The organism is Streptomyces carpinensis, from assembly GCF_002154505.1.
In the GTDB taxonomy this organism is placed as follows: Bacteria; Actinomycetota; Actinomycetes; order Streptomycetales; family Streptomycetaceae; genus Streptomyces; species Streptomyces carpinensis.
Window position 1 is genome coordinate 13,495 of the sequence record NZ_MUBM01000283.1, and the last position, 12,505, is coordinate 25,999.

Consider the following 12,505-nt stretch of genomic DNA (forward strand, 5'->3'; position numbering starts at 1 on the left):
ACGGGTGGGAAGGACGGCAGATGACATTGGATGAGGGCCGGCGGGGGGACACGCTCCCCGACGGATTCGGCCCGGGGACGGATGCGGTTCCCGACTCGCTCGTGGCCGCCTGGAAGGCACGCGTGGCGAAGAACCCGGAGGGCACAGCGCTCCGCTTCTTCGACGGCGCTCTGTCCGCGCAGGAGGTGGACGCGGCGTCGGACGCCCTGGCTGCCGCATTCGAGGCCCGCGGAACCGGCCGGGGTGATCGCGTCGGCGTGTACCTGCAGAACATCCCCCAGTACGCGCTGGTGCTGCTGGCCCTGTGGAAGCTGGGGGCCACGGCACTGGGACTCAACCCGATGTACCGGCGCCAGGAGCTCCGCCGGATCATCGACGACTCCGGGGCGGTCGGCGTCGTCTGCGCGGACGCGGACGTCCACGAGACGCTCGGCACGCTGGCGGGGAGCACGGTCCGATGGCTGGTCAGCACGTCGGCACTGGACTACCAGTCCCGCAACGATCCGCGGGTCTTCGCAACAACGCAACGCCTCGCCCCGGCGCCGGACGGCGACCTCGTGGCGCTGATCGCTGAGTTCACGGGCCGCAGCCCTTCGCCCGTACAGCTGACCGGCGACGACGTGGCGTTCCTGACCTACACCTCCGGCACGACGGGGCCGCCGAAGGGTGCCATGAACACCCACGGCAACGTTCTGAGCGTGGTATCGACCTACGCCTCCTGGACCGGTCTGAGCGACGGGGACGTCGTGTTCGCCATCGCCCCGCTGTTCCACATCACCGGCGCGGTGGTCAACGCGACGATCTCCCTGCTCACCGACACCACGCTCGTCCTCACGGGCCGGTTCCACCCCGAGGTCGTGCTGGAGGCCTTCGCCGAGCACGGGGTGACCTGCACGATCGGCTCCATCACGGCGTACAACGCGATCTACGAGCTGCCGCAGGCCGGTCCCCAGCACTTCGCGTCGGTGAAGGCCCTGTACTCCGGGGGCGCGCCGATCCCGCCGGCGACCGTCGAGCGGTTCCAGGAGCGGTTCGGCGTCTACCTCCACAACGGCTACGGGATGACCGAGACGACGTCCGCCGTCATCGCCGTGCCTCCGGGGGACAGGGCGCCCGTGCATCTGCCGAGCGGGACGCTGTCCATCGGCAGGCCCCTGCCGCACCTCACCGCGCGCGTCGTGGACCCGCACGGCAACCCGCTGCCGAACGGGGAGCAGGGCGAACTCGAGTTGAGCGGGCCGCAGGTGGTGCCCGGGTACTGGGGCAAGCCCGAGGCCACCCGCCGGACGATGCCGGAGGGCCGGCTTCGTACCGGTGACGTCGCCGTCATCGACGAGCAGGGCTGGGTCTACCTGGTGGACCGGCTCAAGGACCAGATCAACGTGTCCGGTTACAAGGTCTGGCCGCGCGAGGTCGAGGACGTGCTGTACGAGCACCCGTCCGTGCTGGAGGCAGCGGTCGTCGGGCAGCCGGACGCGTACCGCGGCGAGACCGTCGTCGCCTACGTCTCGCTCAAGGCGGGTCTGACCGCCACGGCGGAGGAGCTGATCGCCTTCTCCCGTGAGCGGCTGGCCGCCTACAAGTGTCCCCGCCTGATCCATTTCCTCGCCGACCTGCCCAAGACGCAGAGCGGCAAGATCCGGCGTGCCGAGCTCCGGGGCGTCGACGGCACCGGGCCGGTATCACCCTCGAAGGACTGATCGATGAGCGAGAACCACACCGACCAGGGGCGTTTCTCGGGCCGCACCGCCATCGTGACCGGAGCGAGCCGGGGCATCGGCCTCGCCGTCGCCGAGCGGCTCGTCGCCGAAGGGGCGCGCGTGTGCATCACCGCGCGCAAGGCCGGACCGCTCGAAGAGGCCGCCGCTGCTCTTCCCCGGGGCAGCGTCATCACCGTCGCCGGCAAGGCGGACGACCCCGAGCACCGCCGCGAGGTGTTCGACGCTGTCGCACGCGAGTTCGGCGGACTGGACGTCCTCGTGAACAACGCGGGCATCAACCCGGCGTACGGTCCCGTCGTCGGCCTGGACCTCGACGTCGCCCGCAAGGTGTTGGAGGTCAACGTCCTCGCCACCCTCGCCTGGGTGCAGGACGCGGTGACCCACCCGGAGCTCCGTTTCGCCGAACGCCGCGGCACCGTCGTGAACCTCTCCTCGGTGACCGCAGACACCCCCTCCCCCGGCATCGGCCTCTACGGCGTGAGCAAGGCGGCGGTGTCCCACCTGACCAGGACCCTGGCCGTCGAGCTCGGCCCGGAGATCCGTGTCAACGCCGTGGCACCCGCGGTGGTGAAGACCCGGTTCGCCGAAGCCCTGTACGAGGGCAAGGAAGCCGAGGTGGCCGCCGACTATCCGCTGCGGCGTCTGGGCGTGCCCTCGGACATCGCCTCCGCCGTGGCCTACCTGGCCTCTGAGGACTCCTCCTGGGTCACCGGTCACGTCCTCAACGTCGACGGCGGCCTCACGGTCGCCGGCGGCACCGCGTAACGACCGCGCCCATCAGACAAAGGACAGCCATGACTTTCCCTCACCTTCCGCCGGACGTCGCGGAGCTGCGTGAGCGCATTCGCCGGTTCATCCGCGAGGTCGTCATCGACTCGGAGCCCCCACCGGGGGGACGTCTCGACCAGGCCACCCGTGGCCGACTGCAGGCTGCGGCGAAGGAGGCCGGTGTCTTCGCGCCGCTCGTGCCGACGGAGTACGGCGGGCAGGGCCTGTCCATCGAGCACTGGTCACCGATTCTCCACGAGGCCGGCTACTCGCCGATCGGTCCCGTCGCGCTCAACTGCATGGCACCCGACGAGGGGAACATGCACATGCTTAACCTCATAGCCACCGAGGAGCAGAAGAAGCGCTATCTCGCGCCTCTGGCGGCGGGGGACGTCCGGTCCTGCTTCGGCATGACCGAGCCCCACCCGGGGGCGGGATCCGACCCGGCGGCGCTGCGGACCACGGCCGTGCGCGCCGACGGCGGCTGGATCATCGACGGTCACAAGCGGTTCACCAGCGGCGCTGTCGGTGCGGGATTCTGCATCGTCATGGCCCGGACCCCGGCCGTCGACGGCTCCCCCGAGGGGGCCACCATGTTCCTCGTCGACATGACGAACCCCGGGATCTGGGTCGGCGAGGCGATCCACACCGTCGACCGCTCCATCGACGGCGGTCACCCGCACGTGTACCTCGAGGACTGCTTCGTCGCCGACGACGCGGTGCTCGGCGAGGTGGGGCTCGGATTCCGGTACGCGCAGGTCCGGCTCGGACCGGCACGCCTCACGCACTGCATGCGGTGGCTGGGGCTGGCGCGGCGGGCGCACGACATCGCGCTGGACCGGGCCGGAAGGCGTGAGCTGTTCGGCGGTCCGATCGACTCGCTGGGCTTGGCACAGCACCTGATCGCCGAGTCGGTGATCGACATCGAGACCTCCGACGCGATCATCACCAAGACCGCGGCTCTGCTGCACAGTGACCCGAAGGCGGGTTCGGCCATGTCGTCGATCGCCAAGGTGCACTGCTCGGAGGCGATCTTTCGGGTGATCGACCGCGCCATCCAGATCTGTGGCGGGGACGGGGTCTCCGACGGGCTCCCGCTGGCGCAGTACCTGAGCGAGGTCCGTCCGTTCCGTATCTACGACGGCTCCAACGAAACCCACAGGTGGGCCATCGCCCGCCGCGCCTCGGCGGGCCGCCACGCCTCGGTCCGGGCCGGTGAGCGGTACAGGGGCGATGCCGTCGTCGGCCAGGACGGAGGCGCGTGATGCACACCGTCCCTGACGGCGTGGAAGTCGTCGCAAGCTGGGAGAGGACCCGTCACCTCGACAGCCCTCCGCTCCTGGTCCTCGACGCGGTCACCGGCTTCCTCGACGCACACGGCATCGGCAGCGGCCCGCTCGCGTGGCAGCGCATCGGCGACGGCCACTCCAACATCACCTATCTGATCCAGCGCGGTGGCGACTGCGTCGTACTACGCCGTGGACCGCGGCCGCCCCTGCCCAGGTCGACGCACGACATGGTGCGCGAGGCCCGTATCCAGAAGATCCTCGGTGAGCACGGGGTACCGGTACCGGAGATCGTCGCCGTCTGCGAGGACGAGTCGCTTCTGGGCGTGCCGTTCTACCTCATGTCCCGGCTCGACGGAATCGTCATCACCGACACGATCCCACCCCACCTCTCCTCCGCCGAACAGCGCCGGGCCACCAGCGAGGCGGTCATCGACACCCTCGTCGCCCTGCACAGCATCGACGTCACCGGAGGGGAACTCGCCTCCCTGGGTTTCCCCGAGGGCTATCTCCGGCGCCAGGTCGACAGGTTCCGCGGGTTGTGGGAGGTCAACACCACACGCAGCCTCCCTGCGGTGGAGCGCATCGGGGACTGGCTCGGCCGCAACCTGCCGACGAGCCAGGCGGCCTCGGTGGTGCACGGTGACTACCGCATGGGCAACCTCATGTTCGCTCCACAGGCGCCGGCCAAAATCCTCGCGATCCTGGACTGGGAGATGGCCACGCTGGGTGACCCGCTCGCGGACCTGGGGTACCTCACCGCCACCTACTCCGAGGCGGGCAGCCCGGCCACCCCGCTCGAACTCACCCGCGTGACCCGGTCACCCGGCTACCTCCCCCAGCGCCGGCTGGCAGAGCGGTACCAGTCCCGCACGGGTCTCGATCTGACCCCGCTGCCCTGGTATCAGACCCTCGCCCTGTGGAAGGCAGCGATCTTCTGCGAGGCCATCTACACCCGCTGGCAGCGTGGGGAGCGTCCCCACGACAAGACCTTCGGGCCGTCGCTCGAAACGGGTGTCCCCCGACTGCTGGAGCGGGCCGGGCAATACGCCGGCCTGACGGCGACCACTCGCCGCTGACACCCGACGCGTCCCGGTACGGGGCTCTTCACCAACCTCGCTGCGACCAGGCCGTGGAGGCCGCGCCACCATCGAGCCCCCGCGGTCGCAGGCATGGACTTTCGACCGGTACGGAGCGCTGCCGCCCGACTCCATTGCTTGTCCTCAACGGCTGCGACCGTCTCCGCGCCCCCTCGCGCCGTGTCCGTCTTCCTTTTCATCATCAGAGAGAGGTCCCGTGCCCTCCGCTTCCTCCCAGCACTCCCCCCGTGACACACGGGTGCTGGTCACTGTCAACGCGCTGCCGCTCGCCGTCGGTGTCTTGCTCTCCTGCTCCAGGGCCCTCGGAGAGATCTCCGTGTACGGACGTCTCACCCTCGGCATGACGTGGGCGCTCACGCAGCTCGTCGTCCTCGTCGTCGGGACGTGGTGGTACGAGAACCGGGCCGCGTCCTCCAGCGAACCGGCGTCGGCGACGACTGCTGCCTCTCGTCCGGCCGGGGGCAACTGGTGACGGTTTCCCTCCTGAGCTTCAGCTCGCCCGACCTCATCGGCTCCGCCGCGAGGCGCGGTCATCACCGCCTTCCTAGCTTCATCGGCCTTTGCCTCCCGTGGGTCTTCACCCTCGCCACTCAGGACGACGCCCCGGAACGCCTCTACGTCGCCGACCGGTCTCTCCCACCCGTCTTCAACGGCGTCGCGACGGCGGGAGAACAGATCACGGTCGTCATTCTGGTCTCGCTGCCGGGAGCGATCGCCCTCTTCGGCTACGACGGAGTCTCGACCGCCGTCGACAGTGCCCTCGCACTCGGCGTCTTCCTGCTCCTCGCCTCCAGGATTCGCGCGACCCGCCGCTACACCCTGGGCGACCTGTTCTCCCTGCGTGCTGAGGGACCGGGAACGCGGATCGCCGGTGCGGTGGTGACGCTGTGCATCGCCGTACCCCTGCTCATGGTTCAACTGCGTGCCGGCGGCAGGACCGCCGCTCTTCTGATCGACATGCCGACCGAGACGGCCCAGGTGGTGTGCACGGTGCTGATGGGATTCCTCATCACCTGCTTCGCAGCAGTGGCCGATCTGCGCGGCACCAGTTTCGTACAGGTCGCCAAGGTGCCCGTAGCCCTGGCGACGCTCGCCGCAGTCACCCTGCTGGCGCTCCGCCTGTTCGACTGGAGCCCTGAATCCGTGCTGTCGGCCGCCATGGACAAGAGCATGTCGCCGGATGACTACCTCAGCCCCGGACTGTGGGCGCACACCGCCGACTTCGGGCCGCTCGGCACGATCAGCGACCACATCGTCGTCATCCTCGGCGCCGCGATGATGCCCCATCTGCTCCTTCGCGTCAGCGCAGCCGGGACGTGCCCGCCGCTCGGCGCTCACTGAGCGTCGCCGTAGGGCTGACCGGCCTCTTCTACCTGCTCCTGATCACGACCGGCTTCGCCGCGGCCGCGGTGGTGGGCAGCGAACAGATCGGGGCGGTCGATGCGAAGGGACAGGGAGCCCCGATCCTTCTGGCATCGGAGGTCCTCCCCACCACTCCACCAGCCGGGTCGTGCTCATCACCCTCGTGGCCTGTGTCGCCTTCCTCGCCGTCCTCACAGCCGTGGCGAGCGTGACCTTCGCCGCTGCCGTCTCCGTGACCCGCGACCTGATCGGGCAGAAGGGCCGTACCTCGCTGAGCCTCGCGGCCTCCTGCGTGTTCCCCGCGCTCGTCTACTCCTTCCTCTGGACCGGCTTCAACCCCGGACACAACGGGGGAGGTGAGCCTTCCTCTGCAGAGGGACAGCCCTCCGTAGACGAGCCACAGCAGCCCTCGGCGCCGCATCCTCTCGTTGCAACGGCGGCAGAGGGGATGGACGCGATGACCGCCTCTCAGGCGTTATGGTCATGGATCCGCGCACCCAGACCCTCCGCCCACTCCAGCGCCCACGCCTTGAGTTGTTCGATCTGCCGGGAGGTGAGCCCGTACGCGGTTTAGTCCTCATCCTCGTACCAGTCCGCGCCGATCAGCCGGTCCCGGAGATCTTTGAGGCTGAACTCGTCGTGGGCGCGACGGCGGCCCAGGGATTCGAGGTCGGCGGTGGAGCGGTGGCGGGAGGCAGCCTGGACGTCGATGAGGTCGCGGACGGTACCGCGGTCGGCGAGGGCACGGACCTTTGTGCCGATCACGTCGTCGAGGGAAAGAACGGGGCCGTAGGGGGTCTGGGCAGGCGGAGCCCAGAACGCCTCCTTGAGGGCGTCGACCTCGCACTCCTCGCCGGTGTCCGGATCGGTGACGAGGAACCGGCCGCTGAGCGGATCGGTCTGGACGTGCGTGGTTCGCCATCCGCGCGCGCTGAGGCCTGCTGTGAGTGAGGCGACGATCTCCTGCATCGGAGCGGGGTTCTCGGTGGCGACGTCGAGGTCACGGCTGAAGCGTTCGACCAGGCCGTGGGCCTGCACGGCGTATCGGCCGGTGAGGACCAGAGGGTAGGGGGAGCCGAGGTCGAGGATGTCGGCGAGGAGACGCTCGTGGGGCGGAGTGAGCCTCACTCGGCGGTCGTGTCGGCCGGAGCGGTGCGGAGCGGCTCGGGGAAGGCATCCTCCCAGACCTCGCGGATGTAGGGACTGATCAAGCGCCGCAGCACGGGCCACTGCTCGGTGAGCAGCCGGTGGTGCAGGAGAGCCACCAGGTCCTCACCCAGTCCTTCGGCGAGGACGGTCCGGTAGAGCGTCATGCGGGACTTCGGACGGTCCAGTCTGTAGCTCGTCCGCCCGGACCAGACGATGTGGAGCGGCAGGTCCACGTTGCCCTCGACGGGGCCGGCCAGATCCTGCAAGCGCTCCGGCAGTCGGCTACGGTAGCGGTCCCGCAGCACCTCGGCGCGGGGGGGTGATCGGCGTGTCCATGCATTCAGTATCGCTGCTGGGAGGCGGCGGCATGGCGGATACGGGGGTCCCCTGTCGTACGTACGGGTCGGGCGGCCGGCCGCCCTTCCATCGGAGATCTCACCCAGTGGGCGCTTGGCGCATCATCGCCTACCCGCGAGCATCCCCCAGGCGGCGCGGCAACCGGCTGCCCTGCAGACCCGGGACCAGCCCCGCTCGCGGGCGCGGGTGATCATGACGCAGCAGGTCACGCGGTGGGCCGCCGCAGCGGAGTCGGCTGCGGCTTCGGTCTCGGTGTCGGAGATGACGACGGTGCCGAAGGTGAGGCCCATGGCGCCGGCGCAGTGGACGAGAAGGTCACCGGAGCGGGCGAGGTCGCGATCACGGCCGGAGTGGGCTGGCGGCATTCACAAGGCACGCCGCTTCGGTCCCGAACGCAGCCCACTCACTCCGGACCCATACCGCGGACGAGCTGTCGAGTAACGCAGCGAACGTCCCAAGCGGGAGCCAGGCACTGTGTCCAGGTCCCCCGTCATCGCGGCCACCTGGTCAGCAAGCTGGGACGCTCCGGCGCCCAATGCTGACCGTTTGCTGACCCGAGCGGCGTCATCAAGCCTCTGACCTGCGGAAACACCCAAACGCTAGATCTTGGACTGAACATGGTGCGCAGCATTCGGTCGTCTAGAGGGTTGGCTCCCTGCCTGCTCTTGCAGGTCAAGGGCGTTTTTCGCTCTACATCGACACGGTTTTCCAACGGGGTGCCGATCAACATCAAGGACTGAAGCTGACCAGTCGCTGACTTACTTGACGGCACGTCCGCAATGAAGACGAAAGGACACTACGCGGCAGGCGCGGACTACGCTCGTGGCAGCGGTCACATCATTGTTCACGCCCCAGCCCTTGCGGAATGTTCCGGGACTGGAGCGATCGACCATCGCGCAGTGACGAAGGCCGGGGCCCTGGCGCGGTGCGAGCCTCTCGGGTGTGAACGGCAGCGTCATCATCCAATCGTTGCCCAGGGCGCTGAGCTGGTCGGCGAGCGGGTCGGCGGGGATGTCGTCGCGGACGGAGCCCTGGGCCCGCCGGGTCGCGAGTATCGGTGGCGTCGAACGACACGTGGTGCAATCCGCCACCGGTCCGCTCCAGGAACCGGTTGAACGACATATCGGCCGCACTGCGCGGCAAGACGACCTCGATGATGAGTCCCAAAAACGCACGGAACCAGGTCCAGCGGGCGTCCAACGCGTGGCCCACCAGATGGCGATCAAGATGGACGACTACTCACTCAGGCCGTTCGCCCGCCCGCCGTTCGAGGCGTACCACGCCCTACGGCCGCCACCAGCCGGGCCCCTCCGGCCAGTCCGGGTGCTGTCATATTCGATTCGGCCTGCGTCGCAAGTCGGCGCGGAAGCAGAAAGGCCGCCCCTTCTCTCACGTCTGTCCTATGGGGGTGCTCTGCGTGTTTCATGGAGGTGTGGTCTGCGGTGCGCGACCATACGGACGCGGCACGGCAATTTTCCAGCCGGTGGGAGCCATGGCGCGCTGATTTTGTGAGTCGACGTGCTCGACACCAGCGAGGTCAACGACGTCAAGAGCGGTGGCCGGCAGCAGGAACACCGAGACAGGAAGAAGAACGGGCATGTCCGGCAGTGAAAGCGAGAACCCAGTAATCCCTTCGCCGACGCCCACACCGACTCGGCGGCCCAGGACGAACCGGGACTGGTGGCCGAATCAGCTGGACCTTCAGGTTCTCCACCAGCACTCGCCCCGATCCGACCCGATGGACGAGGACTACGACTACGCGAAAGAGTTCGCCACCCTCGACGTCGATGCGCTGAAGCGCGACGTCTTCGAGGTGATGACGACATCCCAGGACTGGTGGCCTGCCGACTACGGCCACTACGGGCCGCTCTTCATCCGGATGAGCTGGCATGCCGCGGGGACGTACCGCATCGAGGACGGCCGCGGCGGTGGCGGCAGCGGCGCACAGCGCTTCGCCCCCCTCAACAGCTGGCCGGACAACGCGAGCCTGGACAAGGCGCGCCGTCTGCTGTGGCCGGTCAAACAGAAGTACGGCCGGAAAGTCTCCTGGGCCGATCTTCTGGTCTTCGCCGGAAACTGTGCCATGGAATCCATGGGATTCAAGACGTTCGGGTTCGGTTTCGGGCGAGAGGACATCTGGGAACCCGAGGAGATCTTCTGGGGGCCCGAGGACACATGGCTGGGAGATGAGCGCTACAGCGGAGACAGAGAACTCACCGGTCCTTTCGCCGCCGTACAGATGGGACTGATCTACGTCAATCCGGAGGGGCCCAACGGAAACCCGGACCCGTTGGCCGCCGCCCGGGACGTTCGGGAGACGTTCCGGCGCATGGCGATGAATGACGAGGAGACGGCCGCACTCATCATCGGCGGCCACACCTTCGGCAAGTGCCATGGTGCGGTCGAGCCCAGCTATATCGGCCCGGAACCCGAGGCCGCCTCCATCGAGCAGCAGGGCCTCGGCTGGCGGAACACATACGGCAGCGGCGCGGGCCCGCACGCGCTCACCAGCGGTCTGGAAGGCGCATGGACCACCGAGCCGACCAAGTGGGACAACGGGTACCTGGACAATCTGTACGGGTACGAGTGGGAGCTGACGAGCAGCCCCGCCGGCGCCCACCAGTGGACTCCCTCCGACCCCGAGGCGAGGAGCACTGTGCGCGACGCCCATGATCCGTCGAAGCGCCACGCCCCCATGATGCTGACGACGGACCTCGCGCTGAAGATGGACCCGGTCTACGGCCCGATCACGAAGAGGTTCCACGAGAACCCGGACGAGCTCGCCGTGGCGTTCGCCAAGGCGTGGTACAAGCTGCTGCACCGCGACATGGGGCCCCTCTCGCGTTACCTCGGCCCGTGGATTCCCGAGCCGCAGCTGTGGCAGGACCCCGTTCCCGACGTCGATCACGAACTGGTCGGGGACGAGGACATCGCCGACCTCAAGGAGAGGATCCTCGCTTCGGGCCTTTCCATCTCCCAGCTGGTCACCACCGCCTGGGCGTCGGCGGCGAGCTTCCGCGGCACCGACAAGCGCGGCGGGGCGAACGGAGCACGCATCCGGCTCGCGCCGCAGAAGGACTGGGAGCTCAACGACCTCCCCGAGGTGACCGAGGTACTGCGCACGCTCGAGCGGATCCAGCAGGACTTCAACCTGTCCCAGACCGGCGGAACGCGGGTCTCCCTCGCCGACCTGATCGTCCTCGGCGGGTGCGCGGCCGTCGAGCAGGCCGCGAGGGACGCCGGGTACGACATCACGGTTCCGTTCACACCGGGGCGTACGGACGCCTCGCAGGAGCAGACCGACGCGGCGTCGTTCGCCGTGCTGGAGCCCAAGGCGGATGCCTTCCGCAACTACCTTCCGGCGGGCGAGAAACTGTCGCCGGAGACCCTCATGCTGGACCGCGCCAACCTGCTGACGCTGACCGCTCCCGAGCTGACGGTGCTGATCGGCGGCATGCGGGCCCTGAACACCGGCTTCAAGGGGTCGCCCCACGGTGTCTTCACCCACCGGCCGGGACTCCTGAGCAACGACTTCTTCGTCAACCTGCTCGACATGGGCACGGAGTGGAAGGCGTCGGCCACGGAGGAGAACGTGTTCGAAGGCCGGGATCGCGCCACCGGCGAGGTCAAGTGGACCGCCACAGCCGTCGACCTGATCTTCGGTGCGCACTCCCAGCTGCGGGCCGTCTCGGAGGTCTACGGGTCCCGGGATGCGGGAGAGAAGTTCGTACGTGACTTCGTGGCAGCGTGGAACAAGGTGATGAATCTCGACCGGTTCGACCTCGCCTGAGTCCGACGTCCCGGTCGGCCCTCATCGGCCGGCCGGGACGTGGAGAAGTGTGGCCCTCTGCGGTCCTGAGCCGTATGCCTGCGTGAGCGGGTCGGCTCCACGTCGTTGTCTGCTCCTGGTCCAGGGCTGGGAGAGGCCGCGAGCGCGAAACCGGTGCCGGCCTCCCCTGCCGCCGGCGACGCCGGATCCGTCGGGGCCGCCGCCCTGGCTGCCGTGGTCGGTCTCGACCGGGAGTGCCTGCTGATCGCCCAGAACGGCGCCCGGCGCCGGGTGGGATGGCCGGACGCGCCGGTGTCGCACCGGGCCGTCAGCTACGTCCTGGCCCCGTGCAACGCCGGCGACCGTACGTCCCGTCCGGGAATGCCGGCGCGGCGGCACCACCGAGCCGCGCCCCACCGCAGCCGGGCCATTCCCACAGGCGAGAACCCTGGCTACGCCCCGCCCGCAACGCGCGCACGGTATGCGCACGTTGCGGGCCACGGCACCGGGCGCGCGAGTGGACAGCGCGCAGAGTGCCGGTAATGCGGCCGGACAGGCGGGACCGATCGACTCAGCCGCCGCTCTTTCGCCTGAACGACCGCTGGCTCGCAGCCGGGCCGTGCGCCGCACGTACCTTCGACGCATCCGGATTGGCGGCCACATCGGCCGCGTCCGCCTGCGCACCGCGCTTGCGCGCCAAGGCTTCACGGAACTTGCGCTTGAGGTCGTAGTTGCCGTCGCTGTCCGGCGCCAGAGGTGACGTCTCGGGGGCAGGCGGCTCCGAACCTTCCGTAGTTACGGGCTCTGCGGTCATGGTGACCTCCTGGGTTCGGGGGTGGGCAAGCACAGCTTGTCATGCCGGGCGCAGTGCGGGGCGCCGACAACATATCCTGCTTCGTTCTGGCGGATATCCCTCCCACGGCCGAGGGCGTTCGCTTCGTGGTGGAGGGGCACAGGACCGGTTTCGGGCCGGGCCGTGGGATGTCGATCCCG

12 protein-coding genes and 1 pseudogene are annotated in these 12,505 nt (G+C 68.9%); 8 read left to right on the forward strand and 5 right to left on the reverse strand.

Annotated elements, in window-relative coordinates; genetic code table 11:
- Positions 1 to 20: 20 nt before the first annotated feature.
- The 7 genes from BZY54_RS33620 to BZY54_RS53830 all read left to right on the forward strand — a co-directional run bounded on the left by BZY54_RS33620 (position 21) and on the right by BZY54_RS53830 (position 6,811).
- Complete coding sequence (locus tag BZY54_RS33620) at positions 21 to 1,700, forward strand: class I adenylate-forming enzyme family protein (RefSeq protein WP_086729112.1); 1,680 nt, start codon at positions 21 to 23, stop codon at positions 1,698 to 1,700.
- 3 nt (positions 1,701 to 1,703) lie between these two features.
- On the forward strand, positions 1,704 to 2,486 hold the full coding sequence (locus BZY54_RS33625) for an SDR family oxidoreductase (protein ID WP_086729113.1): 783 nt from the start codon (positions 1,704 to 1,706) through the stop codon (positions 2,484 to 2,486).
- Between the two features lie 29 nt (positions 2,487 to 2,515).
- On the forward strand, positions 2,516 to 3,754 hold the full coding sequence (locus BZY54_RS33630; protein ID WP_086729114.1) for an acyl-CoA dehydrogenase family protein: 1,239 nt from the start codon (positions 2,516 to 2,518) through the stop codon (positions 3,752 to 3,754).
- On the forward strand, positions 3,754 to 4,854 hold the full coding sequence (locus BZY54_RS33635; RefSeq protein ID WP_244217470.1) for a phosphotransferase family protein: 1,101 nt from the start codon (positions 3,754 to 3,756) through the stop codon (positions 4,852 to 4,854). Before BZY54_RS33630 ends, BZY54_RS33635 begins: the two co-directional genes overlap by 1 nt.
- Positions 4,855 to 5,071: 217 nt before the next feature.
- Positions 5,072 to 5,347 (forward strand): hypothetical protein, encoded by a 276-nt coding sequence (locus tag BZY54_RS33640; RefSeq protein WP_143668175.1) that lies wholly within the window; start codon positions 5,072 to 5,074, stop codon positions 5,345 to 5,347.
- The gene (locus tag BZY54_RS33645) at positions 5,344 to 6,216 is read left to right on the forward strand and encodes a sodium:solute symporter family transporter (protein ID WP_244217471.1); all 873 of its coding nucleotides are present in this window, start codon (positions 5,344 to 5,346) and stop codon (positions 6,214 to 6,216) included. Before BZY54_RS33640 ends, BZY54_RS33645 begins: the two co-directional genes overlap by 4 nt.
- Before the next feature lie 169 nt (positions 6,217 to 6,385).
- Positions 6,386 to 6,811 carry a hypothetical protein gene (locus BZY54_RS53830; RefSeq protein WP_244217473.1) on the forward strand — a complete coding sequence of 142 codons (426 nt, stop codon included), beginning with the start codon at positions 6,386 to 6,388 and terminating at the stop codon, positions 6,809 to 6,811.
- Here the strand turns inward: BZY54_RS53830 and BZY54_RS33650 are convergent.
- The 4 genes and pseudogenes from BZY54_RS33650 to BZY54_RS51145 all read right to left on the reverse strand — a co-directional run bounded on the left by BZY54_RS33650 (position 6,706) and on the right by BZY54_RS51145 (position 9,342).
- Positions 6,706 to 7,365, reverse strand: a pseudogene (locus BZY54_RS33650) (nucleotidyl transferase AbiEii/AbiGii toxin family protein). The gene BZY54_RS53830 and the pseudogene BZY54_RS33650 sit on opposite strands and share 106 nt — an antisense overlap.
- Complete coding sequence (locus BZY54_RS33655) at positions 7,362 to 7,730, reverse strand: hypothetical protein (RefSeq protein WP_086729117.1); 369 nt, start codon at positions 7,728 to 7,730, stop codon at positions 7,362 to 7,364. The pseudogene BZY54_RS33650 and the gene BZY54_RS33655 overlap by 4 nt, the downstream one beginning before the upstream one ends.
- Positions 7,731 to 7,844: 114 nt before the next feature.
- Positions 7,845 to 8,108 carry a hypothetical protein gene (locus tag BZY54_RS33660; RefSeq protein WP_086729118.1) on the reverse strand — a complete coding sequence of 88 codons (264 nt, stop codon included), beginning with the start codon at positions 8,106 to 8,108 and terminating at the stop codon, positions 7,845 to 7,847.
- 1,057 nt (positions 8,109 to 9,165) lie between these two features.
- Positions 9,166 to 9,342 carry a hypothetical protein gene (locus BZY54_RS51145; protein ID WP_158103958.1) on the reverse strand — a complete coding sequence of 59 codons (177 nt, stop codon included), beginning with the start codon at positions 9,340 to 9,342 and terminating at the stop codon, positions 9,166 to 9,168.
- Between BZY54_RS51145 and katG the strand changes: the two genes are divergently transcribed.
- The gene (gene katG / locus BZY54_RS33665; RefSeq protein ID WP_086729119.1) at positions 9,341 to 11,533 is read left to right on the forward strand and encodes a catalase/peroxidase HPI; all 2,193 of its coding nucleotides are present in this window, start codon (positions 9,341 to 9,343) and stop codon (positions 11,531 to 11,533) included. The two genes, BZY54_RS51145 and katG, sit on opposite strands and share 2 nt — an antisense overlap.
- Positions 11,534 to 12,083: 550 nt before the next feature.
- On the opposite strand, the gene BZY54_RS33670 is transcribed toward katG, so the two are convergent.
- The gene (locus BZY54_RS33670) at positions 12,084 to 12,326 is read right to left on the reverse strand and encodes a DUF5302 domain-containing protein (protein ID WP_086729120.1); all 243 of its coding nucleotides are present in this window, start codon (positions 12,324 to 12,326) and stop codon (positions 12,084 to 12,086) included.
- Between the last annotated feature and the right edge of the window lie 179 nt (positions 12,327 to 12,505).

Excerpts from the sequence above, each read along its gene's own strand:
- katG (WP_086729119.1), top strand. The coding sequence starts at position 9,341 with ATGTCCGGCAGTGAAAGCGAGAACCCAGTAATCCCTTCGCCGACGCCC.
- BZY54_RS33630 (WP_086729114.1), top strand. The coding sequence starts at position 2,516 with ATGACTTTCCCTCACCTTCCGCCGGACGTCGCGGAGCTGCGTGAGCGC.
- BZY54_RS51145 (WP_158103958.1), bottom strand. The coding sequence starts at position 9,342 with ATGCCCGTTCTTCTTCCTGTCTCGGTGTTCCTGCTGCCGGCCACCGCT.
- BZY54_RS33625 (WP_086729113.1), top strand. The coding sequence starts at position 1,704 with ATGAGCGAGAACCACACCGACCAGGGGCGTTTCTCGGGCCGCACCGCC.
- BZY54_RS33660 (WP_086729118.1), bottom strand. The coding sequence starts at position 8,108 with ATGCCGCCAGCCCACTCCGGCCGTGATCGCGACCTCGCCCGCTCCGGT.
- BZY54_RS33635 (WP_244217470.1), top strand. The coding sequence starts at position 3,754 with ATGCACACCGTCCCTGACGGCGTGGAAGTCGTCGCAAGCTGGGAGAGG.
- BZY54_RS33620 (WP_086729112.1), top strand. The coding sequence starts at position 21 with ATGACATTGGATGAGGGCCGGCGGGGGGACACGCTCCCCGACGGATTC.
- BZY54_RS33670 (WP_086729120.1), bottom strand. The coding sequence starts at position 12,326 with ATGACCGCAGAGCCCGTAACTACGGAAGGTTCGGAGCCGCCTGCCCCC.